Here is a 24,697-nt window from a genome sequence, read left to right as displayed (position 1 = left end):
GGCTAATTTACAAATTTACGAAGCTTCTATATGTTTAGGACGTTAGCTCAGATAATTTTAGGCAAATAAATTAAAAGTCCAATGATGACTGCGATTATGGAAACCAGCATCACGGCCCCAGCTGAAATATCCTTTATAAAACCAATTTTTTCATCGTACTCAGGCTGAACATAGTCAGATAGCTTTTCAATAGCAGTGTTCATACCCTCAATACCCATAACTAATCCAATTGAAATACATTGCAGTACCCATTCTGTAGTGGAAATATCTAAATAGAATCCAAGAGCGGTCATTATCAAGGCAATAACCAATTGTATCTTTATGCTGGCCTCAGTAAGCACCAAAAGGAAAAGCCCTTTAAAAGCAAAACCAACACTATTTATACGATTAACTAAAAAAGATTCTTTAGGCATCCATCAAGGCTTCAAGCGCAGCTTTGTAGTTGGGTTCGTCAGCAGTTTCTTGAACCTGTTCTGTGTGCAATACTTTTCCATTTCCATCTAGAACTACAATACACCTTGAGTGTAATCCGCTAAAACCTCCTGTGGCAAATTCAAGCCCATAAGCTTTTCCAAAATCACCGGTCTTAAAATCAGAAAGCATGACAACATTTTCAATGCCCTCAGCGCCACAAAAACGCTGTTGCGCAAATGGAAGGTCACGAGAAATACACAAGACCTTAGTTCCATCCAGTTCCGCTGCTTCTTCGTTGAATTGACGAACCGATTTTGCACATGTACCGGTATCAACGCTAGGAAAGATATTCATGACCACTTTATGTCCACTGAAATCGTCTAAGGTTGTTTCTGATAAATCGGTTTTGGTCAATTTAAAATTTGGTGCCGAAGATGTTATTGAAGGAAGCTCGCCAATTGTAGTAACTGGAGTTCCGCCTAAGGTTATAGATGCCATATTATATTTTTTTAATTTGGTGTGAAGTTATGAAACCGAATTACTAAAACCAATAAGAACAACTTGAAAAGTTTAAGCTTCAATTTTATTAGTCAGTTGCTTAAGTTTAATACCCAAGGCAGCAAATAGTAAGGTCATTATCGGACTCAACCAATTGAAAATAGCATAAACAAAGTACTCAGCCACACTTACTCCTAAAACTCCACTGTGATATGCTCCGCAGGTATTCCAAGGTACTAAGACCGAAGTGACGGTGCCAGAGTCTTCCAAAGTTCTACTCAAATTCTCTGGCGCTAAACCACGTTCTTCATAGGCCTTTGAAAACATTTTACCAGGCACTACTATTGCCAAGTACTGGTCAGAGGCGGTTACATTTAAAGCCAAACAACTACCCACTGTACTAGCAAAAAGACCAAAAGTCGTTTTGGCCATCACTAATAATGATTTGGTTATGCGTTCCAATGCACCTATACCATCCATAATTCCACCAAATACCATAGCGCAAACAATTAACCAAATGGTTCCCAACATTCCAGACATTCCTTTTGAAGAAAATAAATCGTTTAAAGCTGGGTCAGAAGTTTCAATTGAGGTGTTTATTGTAATGGCGTTCAAAATGCCTTTATAGCTTGATTCGAAATCTAAACTAGTACCTCCGCCAATTGTAGTGATAATTTCTGGTTGAAAAACAAGGGCGAAGACAGCTCCTAGAAGGGTTCCGATTAACAAGGCGAGCAATGGAGGGGCCTTTTTTACAATCATAAAAATCACAGCAATTGGAACTAAAAATAGCCATCCGTTGATATTAAAGGTGTTATCAATAGTACTCAAAATGGCATCTGTATCAGCGACTCCTGAAGTATCAATAGTAAACCCTAAAATTATGAACACAATAAGGGTAACTGAGATCGTAGGTATTGTGGTCCAGGTCATGTATTTTATATGAGAGAAAAGCTCACCACCAGCCATGGCAGGAGCTAGATTAGTGGTATCGCTCAAAGGCGATAACTTATCTCCGAAATAAGCACCAGAAAGTACAGCTCCAGCGGTCATGCCCAATGAAATACCCAATGCTTCGCCAATGCCTACTAATGCAATACCTACAGTTGCCGCAGTTGTCCAGCTACTTCCAGTGGCTATAGAAATAATGGCGCAAATAATGACACAAGCAGCTAAGAATATAGTTGGGTTTAAAATTTGCAATCCATAGTAGATCATTGCGGGAATTATACCACTAACTAACCAAGTGCCCGATAAGGCACCTACCATCAATAATATTAATAATGCACCGGTGGTCGAACGGACATTCTCGGCAACTTCTGCAATCATCTGCTTGTAAGATACTTTATTTAAAAAGCCAACAATAGCGGCTACGGCACCTCCTAGAAGTAAAATAAATTGATTGGAACCGCTTAATGCATCATCGCCAAAAACATAAACATTATAGGCTAGCATTCCCACCAAAACAAATACAGGAAGCAGTGCCTCCCAAATATTCAATTCTTTGTTTTCTATGATTTGTTCATTCTCACGGTACTTTGGTTTTTTTGTTTTTTCAGACATCTGCTGTGGTTTGGTTATAGGTAATATTACGATTTTGACCTATGTTCTCCAAACATTAAAAGATTCGGATTACACCATAACGGCGATATCTCTCAGAATTCCCAAAGCAATCATACATTTTTTAATTTCCAAATAGGTCTTGTGAATATCATTGTCAAGGCCAATAGAAAAGCGAATTAGACCATCTGAAAGTCCCATTTCATCTTGTTCTTCTTTAGAAATTTCAGAAGAAGTCGATGTTCCTGGGGTACTAAAAAGTGTTTTGTAAAAGCCTAAGCTTACAGCCAAATAACCAATATTTTTGGCTTGCATCATTTCCATGAGGGCATTGGCCATTTCTAGAGAGCCTACATCTAAAGTCATTAGCCCACCGTAACCATACTCACAGTTCATCTGACTCTTAAAAGTTTTATGGCCATCATGTGATTCAAGCCCAGGATATACGGTCTTTAACCCATCTTTTTCGAATTGTGTTGCCAGATATAAGGTGTTTTCGCTGTGTTTCTTCATGCGAATGTGAAGCGTGCGCATATTTTTTAAAATTGAGGCAGCTCTAAGACTATCTAGAGTGCTACCAAATAACATTCCTGCACCATCATTAACATCTTTTAGGGCAAGACAGAAGTCTGTTGAAGCACAAACTGCCCCCGCAACACAATCACTGGTACCGTTGATGAATTTGGTTAAACTATGAATTACTACATCAGCACCTAATTCTGCCGCACTAATGCTCAAAGGGGAGAAAGTATTGTCAACTACTAATGGGATACCACGCTTTTTGGCAATTTTTGAAAGGGCATTAATGTTTGCTACTTCTAATAGCGGATTGCTAACTGCTTCACAATAAATCATTTTGGTTTTAGCCGTAATGCTTTGCTCCACAACTTCCAAATCGGTGATATCAATGAAAGAGGTTTGGATATTAAATTTCTTCAAGAAATTTTTAATAAAAGCATAGGTGCCTCCATAAATCGTTCTACTGCTAACAATATGATGACCTGAATCACATAATTGCATAATAACGGAACTTATAGCTCCCATTCCGCTAGCATAAACGTTGGCACTTTCGGTGCCTTCCAGTGCAGCAAGCGCTTCACCCAAATAGAGATTTGAAGGAGACGAATGACGACTATATAAATAGCAGCCTTCTGTATTTCCTTCAAAAGTATCAAACATAGTTTTTGCTGATATGAAAGTATATGTAGAGGAATCGGATATGGAGGGATTTACACCACCAAATTCTCCAAAGTACTGTAATTCTTGAATTTTATCAGCTGATTTATGGCTCATTGCTTATATGTTTTAATGTAAAAATAATTCTAAGTAGAGTAAAAATCAATATTTATAAAATTTATTAGATAAAAAAACTATATTTTAAAATAAAAATAGATTTTTAAACTAATTTAAGTATTTTTGATGCTATATTATGATTCTCATTCTTTATGGTATTTGACGAAACCGACCGAAAATTGCTTTCACTTTTGCAAGAAGACTGCAAAAAGACCACAAAACAATACGCCCATGTATTAAATCTTTCTACTACAGCTATTTATGAACGCATACGTAGATTAGAACGTGAAGGTGTAATCACCAGTTATGTTGCGCTTGTTGATAAGGAGAAGATCAACAGAAATTTTACCGTACTCTGTCATGTAAGATTAGTGCAACATACAAAAGACAATGTGTTACGTTTTGAACGGCAAGTACAACAGCTTGATGAGGTTTCTGAGTGTAATCATATTAGCGGTGATTATGATTATATTTTGACCATAAATGTTGAAAACATGGCAGCATACCGAGAATTTATGGTTCATAAACTAACGGCAATTGACCAAATTGGCAGTACACAAAGTGCTTTTGTTATCAATACCGTTAAGAAGTCTACTGCTGTTTTTATATAAACTTTAACCTAATATGCTGTTAAATTACAAGATGTTACACAATGATGTTTTTAATTTCAAGTTCAATCAAAAAACATCTTTTCATGACTGCTCGAAATCGTATGTTGTTAACTCTAGCTGCAACAGTAATTGGTGGGTTTTCACTCGCTGTTTTTAGTAAAATCTCAAAAGACATTCTATTTGACGGGCTTAGTCTATGTTCTTCTACATCTTTAGATATCACTTTAGGTAGTTTGTTATTATTTACCTCTTCTTTATTGGCAGGTTTTATAGCTTCGATTATTGTAGTCAGAGATAATTATCTACCTCATATTTTTATCTCTACCGCTATTTTGGCTAAAATGTCTTTTATTGCCGTTTGTGGTCAAGCAGTAAGCCAGGTATGGTTAGATACTGGCTTGAGTATAACATTGATACTAGGGCTTTGGTTGGGATATTATGCAGCTTTGAAATTTCCGCTAGCACCAATATAGCAATCTTTTTTACCCAAAACATTCGTATTTTTGTATTCCTTTTGGATAATACTAATAAATCAAATTACATAAAAATATGAGTCAATACGACGTAGTTGTTATCGGTTCTGGACCGGGCGGATATGTTGCGGCAATACGATGTGCCCAATTGGGAATGAAAACAGCAATTATCGAAAAATATTCGACCTTGGGAGGTACTTGCCTCAATGTTGGCTGCATTCCCTCTAAAGCTTTGCTAGATTCTTCTCATCATTATGAAGATGCTATAAAGCATTTTGAAGAACACGGTATTGAAATTCCAGGAACGGTAAAGGTCAATTTAGAAAAAATGATTGGCAGAAAACAAGCGGTAGTTGACCAAACTACGAAGGGTATTGAGTTTTTGATGAACAAGAATAAAATTGATGTGTTTAATGGGCTTGGTAGTTTTAAAGATGCTACACATATTAATGTCATCAAAACAGATGGTAAAACTGAAATAATTGAAGCAAAGAAGGTTATCATTGCAACAGGATCAAAACCTTCTAGTTTACCTTTTATTGAAATAGACAAAGAACGAATTATCACCTCTACAGAAGCTTTGGAATTAAAAGAAATACCAAAGCACATGATTGTAATTGGAGGTGGGGTAATTGGTTTGGAGTTAGGTCAGGTATATAAGAGGCTAGGTGCTGAAGTTACCGTGGTTGAGTATATGGATAGAATCATCCCAGGTATGGATGCAGCACTTTCCAAAGAATTAATGAAAGTACTGAAAAAACAAAAAGTCAAGTTCAGTCTTTCCCATAAAGTAAAATCCGTTGAGCGCAAAGGCAATCAGGTCATCGTAAAAGCAGATGATAAAAAAGGACAAGAAGTTGAGTTTGTTGGGGATTATTGTTTGGTATCGGTTGGGCGTAGACCTTATACAGATGGTTTGACTGCTGAAGCCGCTGGAGTAAAGTTAGATGATAAGGGAAGGATAGAAGTTAATGCGCATTTGCAAACTAATGTCTCAAACATCTATGCTATTGGTGATGTTGTCAAAGGTGCAATGTTGGCCCATAAAGCGGAAGAAGAAGGCACTATGGTTGCAGAGATTTTAGCAGGACAAAAACCACATATCGATTATAACTTGATTCCCGGAGTCGTCTACACATGGCCTGAAGTTGCTGCTGTGGGTAAAACAGAAGAAGAATTGAAAGAAGCAGGTATTGACTATAAGGTAGGTCAGTTTCCAATGCGTGCCCTAGGTCGTGCCAGAGCTAGTATGGATATTGATGGGTTTGTAAAGATTCTTGCAGATAAGATCACAGATGAAGTTTTAGGAGTACATATGATTGGGGCCCGTTGTGCCGATTTAATTACAGAAGCAGTTACAGCTATGGAGTTTAGGGCATCAGCAGAAGATATTGCAAGAATGAGCCATGCTCACCCAACCTACGCCGAGGCTGTTAAAGAAGCAGCGCTTGCTGCGACTGAAGATAGGGCATTACATGTATAAGTTATTTTTAAGAGTTGTTTATATAAAAAAGGATGCAAAATTTTACATCCTTTTTTAATGAATTAGCTAAGGTTTAGTTTGCTTGATTGGGGAATCAAGATTTGGGTTACTTTTGATTTTACATTGTAAAAGTACCCAAGCCATAATGTTTTTGAGGGGGTTTATTGCTGGATTACCAAAAAGTGTAGATGAATAGGGGTAAAATATCCTTTGTTGGTAGATTGACAAAGTTTCTGGACAATCTAGTTACGGACAATGCCCAATATTCTATTTATAAATAGACGAACACGACTAAAAACTTCCCTTAATATAGGGTCAACATTCTTTTGAAAAGTTAAGACTTGATATTTTAGATAGATAAATGCAAAAGAAAACTGTTTTTTTAATACTACCTCATACTTGCCATATTGTAAAGCTAAATAGGTACATACAAACATAAATACCAATGCGCCTGGAATGATAATAGAAGGAGATAGTTGATGGTTGAAAAAACTATACAATCCCAAACCTGTAAAACTTCCATATAGAATCACAAAATGAATCACGTAAATAGAAAGCGTACTGGCACCAATTTTTAAAATAGTCTTATTACTCATTATACCGCGCATTAGCATAAAAATTGCAAAAACAACGAAAACATCCCCCAGTCTAATGAATAAATAGTTATTGAGTTCAATTAGTTTAAAAAGTGTAATCCTAGTAGTGTCAAATAAAAACACAAATAAGTCTGACGAAAAGAAAATCAAACTTAACCCACTTACTAAAGCAATGGTAATTGCTGTTGGATATAAATATTTAAATTCTTTAAACCTAGTAAATAGAATAGATAAAAATGCGCCCATGGAGGTGTAGCCTAACCATGGTATGATGGTAAAAACAGAGCCATTCATTTTAGTGAAATAATTGGCTATGGCAGTAGGTAAAAAACCGAATGACCATTGTTTATATAGCGGTTCAAAAAGGAATAACAACAATGTGAAAGAAATCAATAAGGAAGGGAACAGCCATTTTTTTCTTGAAGCAGTAAACACATATATTCCAACGATTGCCAATATTGATATACCAATACAGTGCAATACGTCAACCAAATAAAAGCTGTCGTATATTTTTCCCGAGAACAATCCAAAAAGGTTGAGTCGAAGTAAATATCCAATCAACAACAATTGTAGGCCCCTGCGTATACCTTTTTTTACTCTTGGGTTGGTAAGTCCGCGCTCAGGGTCGCGAACAAGAAGATAGGTAAAAATAAAACCAGAAACGGTAAAAAACACGGGAGCGGTAATCCCTCTAAAATACAACCACGTTGTATAGACCATGTTTTCAGGATTACGAAAGACAGTATCTAATAAACCATCAATGAAATGTCCTTGCAACATCATGAGAATGGCCCATGCACGCATTGCATCTATGAAAAACAATCTAGTCGAACTTGGTTTCATTTTTAACTTCTTAAACCTATATACTTGTGCTCTAGGTCTTTTGGATGTTTTGCGGAGCAAAATTAGGCAAAATTCAGGCAGATGTTCTCTTTTTAAGGTATTTTCGTTGAATAAATAAGATTTTAAGGTTATGGCTAAGATTTTAGTGTTTGCAGGTAGCAATTCTTCAGCATCCATCAACTATGAGCTTGTAAAGTATACGGCTAGTATCATTGAAAATCATGATATACAGCTATTAAATATGGCAAATTACCCATTCGCTTTATATAGTGAAGATATTGAGAAGAAAGAGGGATATTCTAATTCTTTAGTTGAATTAAAGAATGATATACAAAATGCCGATGGTATTATCTTGGCTGTAAATGAGCATAATGGTAATCCATCTGCCTATTTTAAGAACATTTTAGATTGGTTATCACGATTAGAGCGGAAATTCATGTCTGAGACTAAAGTGTTATTAATGTCCACTTCGCCAGGGAAAAGAGGGGGTATAGGCGCATTAGAAATTGTAAATACTATGTTGCCAAGGTTTGGAGCAGAAATTGTAACTACTTTTTCTTTACCATCTTTCCATGATAATTTTAGTCCTTCAAAAGGTATTTCGGATACTGAGCTATCAGATATTTACGAAAAAGCACTCGAAGCGTTTTTAAATTCCCTTTAATCTTCCATTGAGAAAAAGTCACTTTTTTAAAATAGACAATCCCAACCAATTTAGAAAACAGTTGCTCAGATGGGCGCAACAATTTGATGAGCTGGTCTTTTTAGACAGTAATCACCATAAACATAAGTACAATGCTTTTGATATAGCCTTAGCTGTAGGTTCAAAATCTCATATCAAAACCAATAGTAGTACTGCTTTTCAAATGCTATCAGACTATAAATCGAAAACCAAAGATTGGATTTTTGGTTATCTATCCTATGATTTAAAAAATGAATTGGAACAACTTTCATCAGACAACTATGATGGATTGGACTTTTATAGCCTTCATTTTTTTCAACCGAAGAAACTACTTTTTTTAAAGGGAAATAGAGTTGAATTTCAATATCTAGAGAAATATACTCATGAAATAAAAACTGATTTAGAAGATATTCATAAAATCAATTTAAATAGAGGCATGAAAAAGCATTTTGAAACTCCGAAAATCAAACTGCGAATACATAAAGATGCCTATCTAAGCAAAATAAAAAGTGTTCTTGAAAAAATACAATTAGGTGACATTTATGAAGTAAATATTTGCCAAGAGTTTTTTGCACTAAATACAGAGATTGACCCTCTAACAACATTTGAAAAACTGAATACGATTTCTGAATCGCCTTTTGCAGTCTATTTAAAGCTAGACGAGAACTTTGCCCTAAGTGCATCACCGGAGCGCTATTTAAAACGCATTGAAAAAAAAATAATATCACAACCCATTAAAGGAACAGCAGCCCGATCACAGAATTTTGATGAAGATCAGTTTTTAAAAACCGTACTGGAAAAAGACCCTAAAGAGCTATCAGAGAATATTATGATAACGGACTTGGTTCGTAATGACCTTTCAAAAAACGCTCTAAAGGGTTCTGTTAAGGTGGAAGAATTATGCAAAGTGTACTCTTATAAACAAGTACATCAAATGATTTCGACTATTAGTGCAGCAGTTGAAGACAATGTTGATTCTGTTCAATTGCTTAAAAACACTTTTCCCATGGGAAGCATGACTGGCGCCCCAAAAATAGCGGCTATGCAGATAATTGAGGCTTTGGAAGAAACTAAGAGAGGGCTTTACAGCGGAGCAGTCGGTTATTTTGACCCTGACGATAATTTTGATTTTAATGTAATGATTCGCAGTATTTTGTACAATTCTAAAAAGAAGTACGTTTCTTTTTCTGTAGGTAGTGCGATAACTGCAAAGTCCATTCCTCAGAAAGAATATGAAGAATGCCTATTGAAAGCAAAGGCCATGCGCAAGGCACTGGAACAAAAATGATATGATTAATTTTGTCTTGTGTTAACTACATTTAAAAAACATATAGAAACCCAACTTCATTTTTTACAAGAAGCAAAACTTCTTGTTGCATGTAGTGGAGGTTTAGATAGCATGGTATTGACCCATTTGTGTCAATCTTTGAATCTAAATTATAGCTTAGCACATTGCAATTACAATTTAAGGGCGGATGAAAGTGATGGGGATCAAAAATTCGTTGAAGAATATGCCTTAAAGAATGATTGCCAAGCTTATCTGACTTCTTTTAATATGGATGACTATAGAAACAATACCAATAGCTCCATACAGCTGCTTGCTCGTGATTTACGTTATGAATGGTTCAACAAGCTGATGCAAGAACGTAATTTCGACTATGTTTTGACCGCTCATCACGCTGATGATAGTCTTGAAACCTTTCTTATTAACCTTTCGCGAGGAACTGGAATTAAAGGATTGACCGGGATTCCTGAACAGAATGGCAATATTGTTCGGCCGCTGCTGCCATTTTCCCGCGAAGAAATTCTAGCATTTGCCAATAGTCGACAACTAAAATGGCGAGAGGATAGCAGTAATATTGAAACGAAATATTTAAGAAACAAAGTACGACACAAAATTGTTCCACTGCTTAAAGAGTTGCAACCTAATTTTCTAGAAAACTTTAAATTAACGCAACAAAACTTATTTGGGACTTCTAAACTGGTTGACGTTTACGCAACTGAAATTCAAGATGCCCTTTTTACAGATAAAAATGGGGTAAAGAATATCAATATTGAAGAATTAAAAAAAAAGAAACCATTAAAAGACCATTTGCACTTATTGTTTGACCCCTACGGGTTTGGGCAATGGGATGATATTGAACAACTTTTAGATGCTACCAGTGGCAAAAAGATCTACTCTAAAACACACCAGTTGACTAAAAACAGAGATTTTTTATTGTTGTCTGAGTTCAGAGAGACTGACCAAAAAGAGTATTTCTTTTTTGAAGTTGACGACCTAATCAATGAACCCATTTCAATGAAAATCACACAGGTTGACAGTATTTCAAAAAACGATTCTAATGTGCTTTATGTAGATAGTGAAAAGTTAAAATATCCTTTATTGTTAAGAAAATGGAATACTGGCGACTATTTTTACCCATTAGGTATGAAAGGGAAGAAAAAGCTATCAAAGTTTTTTAAAGATGAAAAAATAGACGTCCTTTCAAAAAAAAATATTTGGTTGTTATGCTCAAGTGAGAAAATTGTTTGGGTTGTTGGCAAAAGGGCAGATGAACGTTTCAAGGTTACAGAGAACACCAACAAAATATTAAAATTCGAATTGCATTGAAAAAACAAATAGTAGTAAGTCTCGCTCTTTTTTTGAGTTTTTTAATTGTTCATTCTCAAACAGATGAAGAACCAGCGGTTTGGAGTCACGAAGTTGAAAAATTATCAGATTTAGAATACAAACTTACTTTTAAGGCAGCTATTTTCAAAGAATGGTATATCTATTCCCTTTATACAGCTGAAGGCGGTTCAATGCCAAGTGAGTTTGAATTCATTAATGCAGGGGTAGACTATGAACTCATAGGTAAAACAGTAGAAGGAAAGACATATACTAAATATACGGAGGTATTTGATGTTGACGAGACATTCTTCAAAAACGAAGCACTTTTTGAGCAAAAAATAAAACTCATAGATCCTGATTTAAAACAGATTTCGGTTATTCTGTACTATCAAATATGTAAAGAAGTTTGTGTATTAAGAGAAGAGGTTTTTGAAATTTCTCTAGATGGTAGCACTTTTGTTTCTCAAAAGAAGAAAACCATAGATGAACGAAGTGCTTTAATGTCCTCCGCATTAAAACTGGATTTAAAGAACAAAGAATTATTAGAACAATCAGAGTTGAATTCTACCGAAGGCAGTTCAGCTCTTTGGATGGTTTTCGGATTAGGTTTTTTAGGGGGCTTAATAGCCTTGTTTACCCCTTGTGTTTTTCCATTGATTCCATTAACAGTTTCTTTTTTTACCAAGCAATCCCAAAATAAATCGAAGGGTATTGTCAACGCTGTTTTGTACGGATTTTTTATTGTCTTGATTTATTTCTTGCTGAGTTTGCCGTTTCACATATTTGATTCAGTTGATTCTCAAATTTTGAATACTATCGCAACTAATATCTGGTTGAATATTTTCTTCTTTTTGATTTTTGTGTTTTTTGCTTTTTCCTTTTTCGGTTATTATGAATTGACACTTCCAAATTCTTGGGCAAACAAAATGGATGCTGCTTCCAGTAAAGTTGGTGGTATACTGGGTATCTTTTTTATGGCTATGACTTTGGCTATTGTTTCTTTCTCATGTACGGGACCTATTTTAGGAGGTCTATTAGGAAGTACAACTTTGGCGGAAGGTAGTGTTGCAACAAATTTAACCTTTGGCATGACAGGTTTTGGTTTGGCTCTGGCCCTGCCTTTTGCATTGTTTGCACTATTTCCTGCTTGGCTGAACTCTTTGCCTAAATCTGGTGGATGGATGACAACAGTAAAGGTAACACTTGGGTTTTTAGAATTGGCTTTGGCATTTAAATTCTTGTCCAATGCTGATTTAGTTGGTAATTGGGGCATTTTAAAGCGAGAAATTTTCTTAGCTATTTGGATTCTGATTTTTGTGTTGATGACATTGTACTTGTTCGGTGTTTTTCGTTTTAAGCACGATGGACCAAAACAAAAACTATCTAAAGCAAGAAAGGCATTGGGTTTATTGAGTGTATTGGCAACAATTTATTTGATAATGGGTGTTTTCAATCTAATAAGTCTAAAGACATTGAGTGGTTTTCCCCCTCCTGAATTTTATAGCATCAATGAAAAAGCATCAGATTGTCCATTGGGCTTGAATTGCTTTAAAGATTTTGAAGAAGGCGTTGCTTATGCAAAGACAGAAAACAAGCCCATATTACTTGATTTCACAGGTTGGGCTTGTGTAAATTGTCGTAGAATGGAAGAAAAGGTTTGGAGCAAACCAACCATATACCCCATACTTCGTGACGATTATGTATTGATTTCGCTATATGTAGACGACCGAAAGGAGCTTGAAAAGGAAAAACAATTTGACTTTAAATACGATTCTGGCCGCATTAAAACCATCGAGACCATTGGTCAAAAATGGGGAACTTTTCAGACAATAAATTTTAATTCTGCTTCACAACCTTATTACGCATTGCTAACACCAGATTTGGAAGTCTTGAACTCTGGAGTTCAATATGTTGATGCTGTTACTTATGAAGAGTGGTTAAGACAAGGTTTAAAAAGGTTCCAAGCCAGTTCTGAATAAATTCTAAGTTTTTCTTTACTTTAGATTCTTATTCTATATTCATTTTCTATGCGAAAGTTAAAGAAAACACTACTTGTTTTAGGTGTTCTGCTTTTTATGGCCTTTTTAGGTGTGTTTATTTTCTTGAACACCTTAAAGCCTTCATATTCAGGCGAAAAAACCATGCCTGGTCTTAGCCAAGAAGCTACGGTTTATTTTGATGATTATGGTATTCCACACATCTATGCTGAAAATGAAGCGGATGCTTTTAAAGCCATGGGATATGTTCATGCCCAAGATAGGCTATGGCAGATGGAATTATTGCGTCGCGTCGCAAAAGGTGGACTTTCTGAAGTGTTTGGAAAAGACTTGGTGGAAACAGACAAGCTTTTTCTTTCCTTAGGGATTGATGAGCATACCAAGGAGACCGTTTCTCAATTAGATTCCAATACCGAGGTAGTAAAATTAACGGAAGCTTATTTATCTGGAATCAATGAATTTATAAAAAGTGGACCTACACCTGTTGAATTTTATTTAACTGGTCTCGAAAAAGAACCATTTACTATATCTGATGTATACAATGCTATAGGATATATGGCTTTTAGCTTTGCCATGGCCCATAAAACCGACCCATTGTTGACAAATATTAAAAACAAGCTGGGTGAAGAATATATAAATGATTTGGCAATCAGTTCCGATACCTCTACGGTTTGGATTAGAAATCATAAGAAAAGTAAGTTAGATACATTGTCTAATTCTTTAACAGCTAATGTTTCAAGTGCCTTAAAGGCTTTGCCGATTCCTCAATTTATTGGAAGCAACAGTTGGGTGTTGTCTCCGGAAAAAACAAGGAATGGAAAAGTTATTTTGGCGAATGACCCCCATGTTGGTTTTGCTCAACCGTCAGTTTGGTATGAAGCCCATATCAATACACCTACTTTTGAAAAGTACGGATATTATTTTGCAGGCATCCCATTTCCTGTTTTAGGTCATGATAGAAATCTGGCTTTTGGTCTTACCATGTTCGAAAACGATGATATTGATTTTTATTTTGAAGAAAACCATCCTACTGATAGCACAAAATATAAAACAGAATCTGGCTGGAAAGATTATGAATTTATGGCTAAGACAATAAGGGTGAAAGATGAAGATCCTGTGAAATTTACTTATAAAAAATCACGTCATGGATCCGTTTCTGAGTATATGACAAAAGGATTTGAAGGAGAAAACCCTATTGCGACATCTTGGATTTATACCAAAATAGATAATGAGGTTTTAGATGCGTTGTACCAGATGAACCATGCATCCAATATTACAGAGTTTCAACTGGCTTTACCTAAAATTCATGCTCCAGGACTTAATGTGATGTATGGCGATGCGAAGGGCAATGTTGCATGGTGGGCGACAGCAAAACTATATCAAATGCCAGATAGTGTATCTACAAAATTTATTTTAGATGGAACAAATGGCATTCAAGAACCACTTCGATATTTGGATTTTTCTGAAAATCCACAATCAATCAATCCTCCACAAAACTATGTGTATTCAGCCAATAACCAACCTGACTCTATTGCCGGTATGGTATATCCAGGATACTATCTTCCAGAAAATAGGGCAAAGCGAATAGTAGAATTATTGGATGCCAAGGATGATTGGGATAAAGCCTCTGTATCTGAAATGATATTGGATATAACGTCATCTGTGAATCCTGAGCTTGTTACTGATATGATTAAGCTAATTGATATTTCGGGCTTTAATGAACAACAGCTAATTTTAATGGACGAGTTAAAAAACTGGAAAGGAGATTACCCGAAAGAAAGTATAAGTGCTACCTTTTATCACCGATGTGAATATTTTGTTTTAAAAAACACGTTTGAAGATGAATTGGGCAAAGAACAATTTGAGCAATTTTTGAGCACTCATTTAGTTAAGAGACATATAGCCTGGGGCGTTAAAATGGATGATGGAGTATGGTGGGATAATGTAAAAACGGAAGATATCGTTGAGACAAAAGGCGATATTGCCCTAAAATCACTTCAAGATGCTTGGACTTCTTTGATAAATGATTTTGGCGAGGATACTATGCAGTGGCAATGGGGCAAAGTACACACCTTAGAACATGGCCATCCTATTGGTCGAGTTGATGCCTTAAGAAAATACTTTAACGCGGGCCCATTTCCTGTACATGGCAGTAGGGAAGTTATCAATAATATGGCTTTTCCGTATGATAGTACAGGGCTTTACAAAGTAAATTCAGGGCCATCAACAAGGAGAATAATAGATTTTTCAGATGTTGAAAATAGCATTAGTATTTTACCCACTGGTCAATCTGGAAACCCGCTTAGTGAACATTATAAAGACCAAGCGCAAATGTTTGTGAATGGAGAATTCAGAAAAATGATGATGAACAAAGAAGAGATAATAGAAAAAAGGAAATCAATTCTCAAGTTTTTAAAAAAATAGCAGCAACTCCACTAAAATAAGTTTTTAAACCCTTTTTAACTAAGAAAAAATCAAATATCAGGATAGTTTTTTTGATAATTGTTAATTCTTAATTACTATGTGATATATAGGAATATTAGCCTTATTTTCATTATTCCATATTTTTTAGATGAAGAAGAATAAAGCTGATACTTCAGTTGCCAACAAACCAATCATGAGCCGATTTCCTGTCTTTTTTTTACTATTGCTTATAATTTTTTTTTCAACCAAAAATACCTTTGGACAAGAACAACCCGCGGAGTTTTATAATACCTATTTTGATAAAATAATGGGTATACAAAATACCGGATTATACCAAGGCATAGTATACTCAGAGAAATACAGAACCATAAATGAAGAGACCCAATTTTTCAAAACAAGCCGGTTTTTATCAGGATCGGTGAACTATGAAGGACAAGATTATTATGACCTTGACCTTAAATACGATGTTTATGATGATAAGGTGTTACTAAAGCTTGCAACATCTGTCGGAGGAGGAACTTTACAGTTATTTTCTGATAGATTGAACAGTTTTGTAATTGATGGTCATAACTTCATCAAAATATTGCCCAAAGATACGCCCCAGATTAATCTTTATGGCTTTTATGAGGTTTCTATGTCTGGGACTTACTTCACACTTTTCACGAAGTTGACTAAAAAAAGTTTTCAACGCAATGATCGCAGTTCCATTTATTATGAGTTTGTACCGGGTAAAAGTGAATATGTTTTATTGTATGATGGAGCTTATCATGTAATAGGCTCAAAAAAAGATGTGACCAAACTTTTCCCAAATCAAAAAAAACCGATAGATAAGTTCTATAATCTAGCTAGGAGATTAAGAAGTTCAGACCTAGATGCCTTTCAAGTCGCATTGATGAAACGCATCGGCGTGCTGTTATCTCAAACCAACAATCAATAAAGTAGATGAAAAAAATTTGTATCTTATTTCTCTTGGTATTTTTAAGGCATGGAATTGCCCAAGAAACGGATTCCAAAATATCGATTGCTTTTGAGAATGTAAAAATGGCGGATGCCTTAAAAAGAATTGAAGATAAAACCAATTATCAATTCTTTTATTTAGAAGAATGGATAAGCGCTGAAAGGGTTTCTGGAAGTTATCAAAATGCAGAAGTAACATCAATTCTCGAAGAAATTTTCAAGAATACGGTCATCAACTTTTATATCATGGATGACAAAAGCGTTGTCCTTACCCAAAATAGTTTGGTGTATGATACCCTACCCGATGATTATTTCGGTAAAGAAGAAGCCGAAGTCGTAGATTACGAACAGCTTGAAGAATTAGGTCCTCTCTTTTTAAATACCAAAGAAAATACTGCACAGAGAACGATGGAAACGGTTCGCATTGGCAAGGAAAATAGGAACAGTACCTCACGAACTTTCACTTTACGTGGCAGGGCCATAAATTTTATTGATCAAAAACCCATAGCTGATTTGGCAATCATCGTAAAGGGCAAGGATATTGGCACCTCAACCGATGCTAATGGCAGTTTTACCATCGAGCTTCCCGCTGGCGAAAATATCATAGAAACAAGGGCATTGGGTATTCAAGATTCAAAAACCCGGATTATCATATATAACAATGGAGTATATGACTTTAAATTAAACGAAAGTTTTGAGGCATTGGACGAAGTTGTTGTACAGGGCAATCGGAACAGAAATGTAGAAACAGCCTTGACCGGGGTTACACTTATTGATGTTGAAACAATTAAAAATATCCCTTTGGTACTTGGCGAGCGCGACATTTTAAAAGCCGCTATTACCTTACCAGGCGTTTCAAATGCTGGTGAAGGGGCATCGGGATACAATGTGCGTGGAGGCCGTACGGATCAAAACTTAATTTTATTGGATAACGGAGTTGTCTATAATCCTGCCCATTTTTTTGGTATTTTTTCGGCATTGAACCCTTTTTCAACTGAAACTGCTGAAATTTATAAGGGAAACATTCCTGCCGAGTTTGGGGGCAGACTATCATCGGTGTTCGATATAAAAACAAAAGATGGAAATAATGAAAAATTTTCTGGCGAGGCCTCTATAGGGCCTGTGACAAGTAATGTTGTTCTTGAAACCCCCATTGTCAAGGGTAAATCCGCTTTACTATTAGGGGGTCGCGCGACATACTCAGATTGGATATTACGCTCGTTAGATGACGAACAACTACAGGACAGTAAAGCTTCTTTCTTTGACGTCGTGGCCAAGTACAACCATACCATAAATGAAAATAATGAGATTGAGGCGACAGGTTATTATAGCCGTGACGCTTTCAGCATTACATCTGATTCGATTTTCGATTATAGCAATCGATTGGTTTCCCTAAAATGGGACCACAAATTCAATGACAAGAACGCGATGGATGTTATCCTTTCAAACAGCGAGTACCGATTTGGTATTGAATTTGACGGAGAATCAAATGATGATTTTGATTTGGGTTATAAAAACAATGAAACTGAGCTAAAGCTCAAAATGAAGTATATATATAATGATAAGCATACGTTTGATTATGGTTTTGCCAGCAAATTATACAATGTTTCTCCTGGTAATATAAATCCATTAGGTAACGAATCCGAAATCATACCGTTGGCGATACCCGAAGAACGCGCATTGGAATCAGCCGTTTTTCTATCTGATAGTTATAAAGTAAGTGATAAACTATTAATTGATATGGGTCTTCGATATTCCTTTTATTTTGCACTTGGTGCAGGAATCCAGCGTACCTATCAAGAAAATGCACCACTCAATAATGGCACTCAAACGGGAACAGAGGAATTTGATGATAATGAAATCATTGAAACGTATGGCGGGCCAGAAGCAAGGTTTTCGGCACGGTATTTTTTAGATCCAACCTTCTCGATTAAGGCAAGTTATAACAATGCGTATCAATATATTCATACACTTTCAAACAATACTACGGTATCGCCTACGGATACTTGGAAACTTTCTGATCTGAATATTGAACCTCAACAAGCAAATCAAGTTTCTCTTGGATTGTACAAAAACTTTGAGGGAAATAAATATGAGCTAAGCCTCGAGGGGTATTATAAAAGGCAAAAAAACTTATTGGATTATAAAGTAGGTGCCCAGTTATTGTTAAATGAAGCTATTGAAACTGAAGTTATACAAGGTGATGGAAAAGCGTATGGAGTGGAATTTTTATTGAAAAAAAATGAAGGTAAATTGAATGGTTGGTTGGGTTACACCTATTCTCGTTCTTTTGTTAGGTTAGATAGCGAATTCAGCGAAGAAAGGGTCAATAACGGCGAATTTTTCCCATCTAATTTTGACAAGCCACATGATGTGAGCGTGGTTGCCAATTATAAGTTTACAAAGCGATTGAGTGCTTCTGCAAATTTTGTATATCAGACTGGTCGTCCAGTTACTTTTCCTATTGGTAGTTTTGAGTTCAACAATTCAGAGTTTGTATTTTATAGTGACAGAAACAAGTTCAGGATTCCAGATTATTACAGGTTGGATTTAAGCTTCAATATGGAGGGGAATCACAAAATCAAAAAATTTGCCCATAGCTTTTGGAGCTTTTCAATTTATAACGTTTTGGGAAGGAACAATCCGTATTCCGTATTCTTTGTCACAGAAGATGGGGATATCAAGGCTTTTCAAAGTTCAATCTTTGCGATTCCCGTACCTACAATAACCTATAATTTTAAATTTTAATACCAATGATGATGCAGTGGGTAAAAAAAAGTATGAAATTATGGTCTTTAATTTTCATCATAAGTCTTTGCTTTTATGGGTGTATTGAGCCCTTTGAAGCTGAATTCAGCGATTTTGAAAGCGCTATAGTGGTCGAGGCTACCATTACCAATGAGATGAAGCAACAGCAGGTGTTTCTGACCCGTACGTTTGAATTTGAAGCAGATGGTCCCTCTGCCGAATCAAATGCCAATGTAAGGGTTATTGCAGGCAGTGTCACGTTCAACTTTGAAGAGACGAATCCTGGCGTTTATGTGTCGACGCAAGCCTTTGCCGCCCTGCCGAACACGGCTTATCAATTGCGCATAGAGACACAAGATGGTAGATCCTATAGTTCTAATGAAATACTATTACCCCCAGCTACTCAAATAGATGGGGTAAGGGCTGAACGTATGACCAATGATGATGGCGACGATGGTATTGCAATTTTGGTCGATAGTTTTGACCCTACCGGCAGTTCGGTGAACTACCGTTATACCTACGAAGAGACTTATCGAGTTATTGCTCCTGATTGGTCGCCTTTTGATTTGGAAGAAGCATCAGAAGGAAGCTGTGAGATGGTAAAAGTAGCCAAAGAGAATGAAGAACGTACTTGTTATGGCACGGATTTTTCCAATGAAATTATCCTGACCAACACCAGCGATTTACAAGAGGATAGGGTCAGTAATTTTATGGTCCGGTTTATTAATCGGAACAATTATATCATTTCACATCGCTACACCATTCTAGTGCGACAGCTCATACAGTCCAACGTTGCTTTTTCTTTTTATGAAACGTTGGGGCAATTCTCTGGCAGCGAAAGTCTTTTCTCAGAGACACAGCCCGGTTTTTTGGAAGGAAACGTTTTCTCTGAGCAAGATGAAGAAGAGAAGGTCCTTGGCTTTTTTGATGTGGCCTCCGTAACGGAAAAGCGCATATTTTTTAATTATACGGACTTTTATCCAGATGAACCTTTGCCACCCTATGTAAGCCCTTGTCGTAGATCTGCTCCGGTTCTTTCCGAATTTGGCAGTTGTATTTTACTACCAATTTATGAAACAAATGCTGTTCGTTTTGCTGCCGATAATGATACACCTCAGGCCGGTGAAGGACCATTTTTTATTGTACAACGAGCATGTGGTGATTGTACTGTTTTGGGTGGCGCCGAAGTGCCAGAATTTTGGACGGAATAAATATGAAATATTATGATGCAGTTAGTAAAACATAGTGTAAAGTTATGGTCTTCAATGGCCATGATGAACCTATGTTTTTATGGTTGTATTGAGCCTTTTGAAGCTGAATTTATTGATTTTGAAAGTGCCATAGTAGTAGAAGCTACCATTACCAATGAGATGAAGCAACAGCAAGTATTTCTGACCCGTACTTTTGAATTTGAGGCCGATGGCCCCACTGCCGAATCAAATGCCAATGTGAGGGTAATTGCCGGTAGTGTTACTTTCGATTTTGAGGAGACCGACCCAGGTGTTTATGTGTCGGCACAAACCTTTGCCGCCCAATCCAATACGGCTTATCGATTACTCATAGATACACAAGACGGCAGATCATATAGTTCTAATGAAATACTATTGACCTCCGCCACTCAAATGGATGAGGTTAGGGCAGAACGCATCAACAATGATGACGGTGAAGATGGTATCGCCATTTTGGTCGATAGTTTTGACCCTACGGGCAATTCGGTAAACTACCGCTATACCTACGAAGAAACCTATCGCATCATCGCCCCTAAATGGGCGGATTTCACTTTGATACCCGATCCAGAGGGACCAACAGGTTGCGAAATGATGGCAGTAAACAGAGAGATTGACGATCGTGTTTGTTATGCCACAAATCTTTCCAATGAAATTATTTTGACAAACACCAGCGATTTGCAAGAGGATAGGGTCAGTAGTTTTATGGTACGTTTTATTGACAGAAACAATTACATCATTTCGCACCGCTACACCATTTTAGTACGACAGTTCATACAGTCCAATACCGCCTTTACGTTTTATGAGACCTTGGCGCAGTTTTCTGGCAATGAAAGTCTTTTTTCAGAGACTCAGCCAGGTTTTTTGGAAGGCAATGTGTTCTCTGAGCAAAATGAAGAAGAAAAGGTCCTCGGTTTTTTTGATGTGGCCTCAGTAACGGAACAACGCATATTTTTTAATTATTCAGACCTTTATCCAAATGAACCTTTACCACCTTTTGTAGACCCTTGTAATCAATTTGCACCTCCTTTAGCCATTATGGGTGCTTGTATTTTACGACCGGCTGTTGAACGCGGTGACGTCCGTTTCTTTGACGATAATCCAAATCCTCAACCCGGCGCGGATGGAGGTGAAGGACCATTTTTTGTTGTACCCCGGGTATGTGGTGCTTGTACCGTTTTGGGTGAATTGGAGGTTCCTGAATTTTGGACAGAATAAAATAATATGATACAGTCGGTAAAACAAAATATGAAATTATTGTCTTTACTATGCATAATGAGTTTATGCTTTTATGGGTGTATTGAGCCTTTTGAAGCTGAGTTCGTCGATTTTGAAAGCGCCATAGTGGTAGAGGCGACCATTACCAATGAGATGAAGCAACAGCAAGTATTTCTAACCCGAACGTTCGAATTCGAAGCGGATGGGCCCTCTGCCGAATCAAATGCCAATGTACGGGTCATTGCTGGAAATCTTACGTTCAACTTTGAAGAGACAGATCCCGGTGTCTATGTATCCACACAAGCCTTTGCTGCTCGACCTGACACGGCCTATCAATTACGCATAGATACGCAAGACGGTAGATCGTACCGTTCTGATGAGACCATTTTACCTCCAATCAACCAATCATATGGGGCTAGGGCAGAACGTATGACCAATGATGACGGTATTGATGGCATCGCCATTTTGGTTGATAGTTTTGACCCTACGGGTAATTCGTTGAACTATCGCTATACCTATGAAGAAACTTATCGCATCATTGCCCCTAAATGGTCGCCTTTTGATTTGATACCAGTCCCATTACCAGGCCCACTTGAAGAACGCCTAGAAAGACCTTGTGCTATGATTAAGATACTTAAAGATATAGAAGAAGAAAGTCGTATTTGCTATGCCACAGATTTTTCCAACAAAATCATTTTGACCAATACCAGCGATCTGCAAGAGGATAGGGTCAGTAATTTTATGGTACATTTTATCAATCGCAACAATTACATCATTTCACATCGTTACTCCATTCTGGTTAAGCAGTTCGTACAGTCGAACACCGCCTTTACGTTTTATGAAACTTTAGAACAATTTTCAGGTAGCGAAAGCCTTTTTTCAGAAACACAGCCAGGTTTTTTGGAAGGGAACGTGTTCTCTGAGCAAGATAGAGAAGAAAAGGTGCTTGGCTTCTTTGATGTGGCCTCGGTAAAGGAACAGCGCATATTTTTTAATTATACCGACCTTTACCCTGGTGAACCTTTGCCACCTTTTGTCAGCCCTTGTAGGGAAATTGCTCCACCTGAGGAAACTATTGACCGCTTTTGTTTATTACAAGATCTTTATGCGCTGAATACCACGCGTTTCTATGACGATAATATTAATCCACAAATTGGTGTGGATGATGTTGAAGGACCATTTTTGCTTGTACCAAGGGTATGTGGAGATTGCACCGTTTTGGGTGAACCTGAAGTACCTGAATTTTGGACAGAATAAAATATGAAATACAAAATGAAATAGAATGAAAAACCTTACTACACTGCTTCTTTTAATAACGACATGCTCTTTTGGTCAAATGGCTTCCCAGAACGCATTGGCCAACATTCCTCAAGAAAGTATTTATATACACCACAACGCCTCATTATTATTTTCGGGTGAGCGCTTAGCATATAAGATGTATTGCTTAAACAATAGTGATAGGGCTTTAAGTGCTATTAGTAAAATGGCATATGTCAGTTTAGTAGCAAATGATGGAACAATTGTTTTTAACCATAAAGTGAGATTACAAAATGGCGAAGGATATGGAGACTTTTTTGTGCCCACATCCGTAGCCACTGGCAGTTATAAACTTTTAGGGTATTCAGAATGGATGAAAAACGGTAAAACTGCAGATTTTTTTCAATCAGATGTTCGAATTATTAACCCTTATCAGCCCATACCAGAACCCTATTTGGAAAAAATAGTGGTAAAGGATTCTTTGGACACTATTGCCTCAATAAAAACCCCCAAAGAGATTTTGGTTGACAAAAAGTTGACAAATATTACCAGTCCCTTTGTTACTATGACTGTAGAAAAATCAGCCGCAGAAAAGCGTGACAAGGTCGGTTTAAAAATTTCGGGGCTTACTGAATCAGCAAAAAAAGGAACATACTCGCTTTCAGTTCGACATAATGGTAACATTGAAAGCCCTAAAAACAACTCACTGAATGATTTCTTCACTGGTTTTTTGAAAAAAGGCACAACAGGCGAATCTCAAAAAAATGGGATTAACCATTTACCCGAGCTGAGGGGAGAAATCATTTCAGGTAGGGTTATAAACAAAGAAAAAAACATTGCTGAAGCGGGTAAAAAGGTATCCCTTTCCCTTCCCGGAAAAGACTATCTTTTAAAAGTTACAACCACTAGCAGTGATGGTAGGTTTTATTTTAATTTTGACAGGGCCTATGACAATCTTTCTGCGGTTGTACAATTACTGGATGAAGATTGGGACACCTACCAAGTTGAAATAGATAAACCTAACCTTGATTTTGGCCAATTCGTTTTTAACGATTTCAAGATTTCAAAAGAACTCGAAGAGGATATCTTAAGAAGGAGCGTTCAGAACCAGATTGAGAACGCTTATGTTTCTGTTCGCTCAGATTCCATTGTTCCGGCTAAACATGCAGCTCCTTTTTATAGAGATCTTGAGACCGTCTATGTTTTAGATGATTATACCCGTTTTAATAGTATTCAAGAAACTATCATTGAAATTGTGGATCAGGTATCTATTAAAAATTTAGGCAACGGTAAACGAGTATTTCAGGTACGCCCTCCGGAAGGATTGGCTGACTCTGGCGTTTTGCCTATGGTTTTTGTAGATGGCCTTTTTTTAAAAGAACATGAAAATGTCATGGACTTCAGTGCCAAAAAACTAAAATCCATTAGTTTTTCAAGAAATAAATATCTTTTGGGCACTGCGGTTTTTCAAGGTATTATCTCTTTCGAGACCTTGGAGGATGATTTTGTTGACACATTTTATGCACCACACATTCAAAAAATTGATTTGTTCAAACCCGAACCTCAAAAAGAGTACTTTGCACAGCACTATGGTTCTGATGAGCAAAGTGATAGGATTCCAGATTTTCGACACCAATTGCTTTGGATACCAAAACTATTTCTTGACGCCGATGCTCAAATAGATATTTACACCTCAGACGTGCCAGGGGATTGCGAAATCGTTCTTGAGGGATTCACAGCTGATGGCAAACCTGTTTTCATAAGAAATTGGATCAAAGTCGAATAGAATCAGCTTCTTTTTTATAG

19 protein-coding genes are annotated in these 24,697 nt (G+C 36.8%); 14 read left to right on the top strand and 5 right to left on the bottom strand.

The genetic code is table 11. The features are described from left to right. Positions 1–47 precede the first annotated feature (47 nt). From RM706_RS11990 to RM706_RS11975, 4 genes are all read right to left on the bottom strand, one after another. On the bottom strand, positions 48–413 hold the full coding sequence (locus RM706_RS11990) for a diacylglycerol kinase (protein ID WP_311351800.1): 366 nt from the start codon (positions 411–413) through the stop codon (positions 48–50). Beyond that, positions 406–912: a thiol peroxidase gene (gene tpx, locus RM706_RS11985; RefSeq protein WP_311351798.1), complete on the bottom strand. Its 507-nt coding sequence runs from the start codon at positions 910–912 to the stop codon at positions 406–408. Before tpx ends, RM706_RS11990 begins: the two co-directional genes overlap by 8 nt. A 72-nt stretch (positions 913–984) precedes the next feature. Then, entirely contained in the window at positions 985–2,475 is a 1,491-nt protein-coding gene (gene nhaC / locus RM706_RS11980; RefSeq protein ID WP_311351796.1) for a Na+/H+ antiporter NhaC, read from the bottom strand. A gap of 69 nt (positions 2,476–2,544) precedes the next feature. Continuing rightward, on the bottom strand, positions 2,545–3,765 hold the full coding sequence (locus tag RM706_RS11975) for an aminotransferase class I/II-fold pyridoxal phosphate-dependent enzyme (RefSeq protein ID WP_311351794.1): 1,221 nt from the start codon (positions 3,763–3,765) through the stop codon (positions 2,545–2,547). Between the two features lie 152 nt (positions 3,766–3,917). On the opposite strand from RM706_RS11975, the gene RM706_RS11970 reads away from it, so the two are divergent. The 3 genes from RM706_RS11970 (at position 3,918) to lpdA (ending at position 6,332) form a co-directional block, all read left to right on the top strand. Further along, positions 3,918–4,376 (top strand): Lrp/AsnC family transcriptional regulator, encoded by a 459-nt coding sequence (locus tag RM706_RS11970; protein WP_311351792.1) that lies wholly within the window; start codon positions 3,918–3,920, stop codon positions 4,374–4,376. 83 nt (positions 4,377–4,459) lie between these two features. After that, positions 4,460–4,849 carry a hypothetical protein gene (locus RM706_RS11965; RefSeq protein WP_311351789.1) on the top strand — a complete coding sequence of 130 codons (390 nt, stop codon included), beginning with the start codon at positions 4,460–4,462 and terminating at the stop codon, positions 4,847–4,849. Positions 4,850–4,925: 76 nt separating this feature from the next. After that, the gene (gene lpdA / locus RM706_RS11960; RefSeq protein WP_311351787.1) at positions 4,926–6,332 is read left to right on the top strand and encodes a dihydrolipoyl dehydrogenase; all 1,407 of its coding nucleotides are present in this window, start codon (positions 4,926–4,928) and stop codon (positions 6,330–6,332) included. Positions 6,333–6,574: 242 nt separating this feature from the next. Here the strand turns inward: lpdA and RM706_RS11955 are convergent, their stop codons facing one another. After that, positions 6,575–7,771 (bottom strand): heparan-alpha-glucosaminide N-acetyltransferase domain-containing protein, encoded by a 1,197-nt coding sequence (locus tag RM706_RS11955; protein ID WP_311351785.1) that lies wholly within the window; start codon positions 7,769–7,771, stop codon positions 6,575–6,577. A gap of 130 nt (positions 7,772–7,901) precedes the next feature. On the opposite strand from RM706_RS11955, the gene RM706_RS11950 reads away from it, so the two are divergent. The 11 genes from RM706_RS11950 (at position 7,902) to RM706_RS11900 (ending at position 24,677) form a co-directional block, all read left to right on the top strand. After that, positions 7,902–8,435 (top strand): NADPH-dependent FMN reductase, encoded by a 534-nt coding sequence (locus RM706_RS11950; protein ID WP_311351783.1) that lies wholly within the window; start codon positions 7,902–7,904, stop codon positions 8,433–8,435. A gap of 7 nt (positions 8,436–8,442) precedes the next feature. After that, a complete protein-coding gene (locus RM706_RS11945) occupies positions 8,443–9,741 on the top strand; it encodes an anthranilate synthase component I family protein (protein WP_311351781.1) in 1,299 nt (432 codons plus the stop codon). An 18-nt stretch (positions 9,742–9,759) separates the two neighbouring features. Next, on the top strand, positions 9,760–11,064 hold the full coding sequence (tilS, locus tag RM706_RS11940) for a tRNA lysidine(34) synthetase TilS (protein ID WP_311351779.1): 1,305 nt from the start codon (positions 9,760–9,762) through the stop codon (positions 11,062–11,064). Then, positions 11,061–13,043: a protein-disulfide reductase DsbD family protein gene (locus tag RM706_RS11935; RefSeq protein WP_311351777.1), complete on the top strand. Its 1,983-nt coding sequence runs from the start codon at positions 11,061–11,063 to the stop codon at positions 13,041–13,043. The genes tilS and RM706_RS11935 overlap by 4 nt, the downstream gene beginning before the upstream one ends. 48 nt (positions 13,044–13,091) lie before the next feature. Continuing rightward, positions 13,092–15,485 (top strand): penicillin acylase family protein, encoded by a 2,394-nt coding sequence (locus RM706_RS11930; RefSeq protein WP_311351774.1) that lies wholly within the window; start codon positions 13,092–13,094, stop codon positions 15,483–15,485. Positions 15,486–15,633: 148 nt separating this feature from the next. After that, complete coding sequence (locus tag RM706_RS11925; protein WP_311351772.1) at positions 15,634–16,422, top strand: hypothetical protein; 789 nt, start codon at positions 15,634–15,636, stop codon at positions 16,420–16,422. Between the two features lie 5 nt (positions 16,423–16,427). Further along, positions 16,428–19,190 carry a carboxypeptidase-like regulatory domain-containing protein gene (locus RM706_RS11920; protein WP_311351770.1) on the top strand — a complete coding sequence of 921 codons (2,763 nt, stop codon included), beginning with the start codon at positions 16,428–16,430 and terminating at the stop codon, positions 19,188–19,190. A 32-nt stretch (positions 19,191–19,222) separates the two neighbouring features. Beyond that, positions 19,223–20,401 (top strand): DUF4249 domain-containing protein, encoded by a 1,179-nt coding sequence (locus tag RM706_RS11915; RefSeq protein ID WP_311351768.1) that lies wholly within the window; start codon positions 19,223–19,225, stop codon positions 20,399–20,401. 12 nt (positions 20,402–20,413) lie between these two features. Continuing rightward, positions 20,414–21,634 (top strand): DUF4249 domain-containing protein, encoded by a 1,221-nt coding sequence (locus tag RM706_RS11910; RefSeq protein ID WP_311351766.1) that lies wholly within the window; start codon positions 20,414–20,416, stop codon positions 21,632–21,634. 57 nt (positions 21,635–21,691) lie between these two features. Beyond that, positions 21,692–22,891, top strand: coding sequence for a DUF4249 domain-containing protein (locus RM706_RS11905; RefSeq protein ID WP_311351764.1), 1,200 nt, complete (start codon positions 21,692–21,694; stop codon positions 22,889–22,891). Between the two features lie 25 nt (positions 22,892–22,916). Next, complete coding sequence (locus RM706_RS11900) at positions 22,917–24,677, top strand: hypothetical protein (RefSeq protein WP_311351762.1); 1,761 nt, start codon at positions 22,917–22,919, stop codon at positions 24,675–24,677. The last annotated feature ends 20 nt before the right edge of the window (positions 24,678–24,697 follow it).

It is taken from the genome of Croceitalea rosinachiae (assembly GCF_031846445.1).
Classification (GTDB): domain Bacteria; phylum Bacteroidota; class Bacteroidia; order Flavobacteriales; family Flavobacteriaceae; genus Croceitalea; species Croceitalea rosinachiae.
The sequence above is the reverse complement of the archived record's forward strand: the minus strand, read 5'-3'. Positions and strand labels throughout refer to the sequence as shown.

Bases quoted from the DNA above. Each gene is read 5' to 3' on its own strand.
- RM706_RS11990 (WP_311351800.1), bottom strand. From the start codon at position 413: ATGCCTAAAGAATCTTTTTTAGTTAATCGTATAAATAGTGTTGGTTTT.
- tpx (WP_311351798.1), bottom strand. From the start codon at position 912: ATGGCATCTATAACCTTAGGCGGAACTCCAGTTACTACAATTGGCGAG.
- nhaC (WP_311351796.1), bottom strand. From the start codon at position 2,475: ATGTCTGAAAAAACAAAAAAACCAAAGTACCGTGAGAATGAACAAATC.
- RM706_RS11975 (WP_311351794.1), bottom strand. From the start codon at position 3,765: ATGAGCCATAAATCAGCTGATAAAATTCAAGAATTACAGTACTTTGGA.
- RM706_RS11970 (WP_311351792.1), top strand. From the start codon at position 3,918: ATGGTATTTGACGAAACCGACCGAAAATTGCTTTCACTTTTGCAAGAA.
- RM706_RS11965 (WP_311351789.1), top strand. From the start codon at position 4,460: ATGACTGCTCGAAATCGTATGTTGTTAACTCTAGCTGCAACAGTAATT.
- lpdA (WP_311351787.1), top strand. From the start codon at position 4,926: ATGAGTCAATACGACGTAGTTGTTATCGGTTCTGGACCGGGCGGATAT.
- RM706_RS11955 (WP_311351785.1), bottom strand. From the start codon at position 7,771: ATGAAACCAAGTTCGACTAGATTGTTTTTCATAGATGCAATGCGTGCA.
- RM706_RS11950 (WP_311351783.1), top strand. From the start codon at position 7,902: ATGGCTAAGATTTTAGTGTTTGCAGGTAGCAATTCTTCAGCATCCATC.
- RM706_RS11930 (WP_311351774.1), top strand. From the start codon at position 13,092: ATGCGAAAGTTAAAGAAAACACTACTTGTTTTAGGTGTTCTGCTTTTT.
- RM706_RS11925 (WP_311351772.1), top strand. From the start codon at position 15,634: ATGAAGAAGAATAAAGCTGATACTTCAGTTGCCAACAAACCAATCATG.
- RM706_RS11920 (WP_311351770.1), top strand. From the start codon at position 16,428: ATGAAAAAAATTTGTATCTTATTTCTCTTGGTATTTTTAAGGCATGGA.
- RM706_RS11915 (WP_311351768.1), top strand. From the start codon at position 19,223: ATGAAATTATGGTCTTTAATTTTCATCATAAGTCTTTGCTTTTATGGG.
- RM706_RS11910 (WP_311351766.1), top strand. From the start codon at position 20,414: ATGATGCAGTTAGTAAAACATAGTGTAAAGTTATGGTCTTCAATGGCC.
- RM706_RS11905 (WP_311351764.1), top strand. From the start codon at position 21,692: ATGAGTTTATGCTTTTATGGGTGTATTGAGCCTTTTGAAGCTGAGTTC.
- RM706_RS11900 (WP_311351762.1), top strand. From the start codon at position 22,917: ATGAAAAACCTTACTACACTGCTTCTTTTAATAACGACATGCTCTTTT.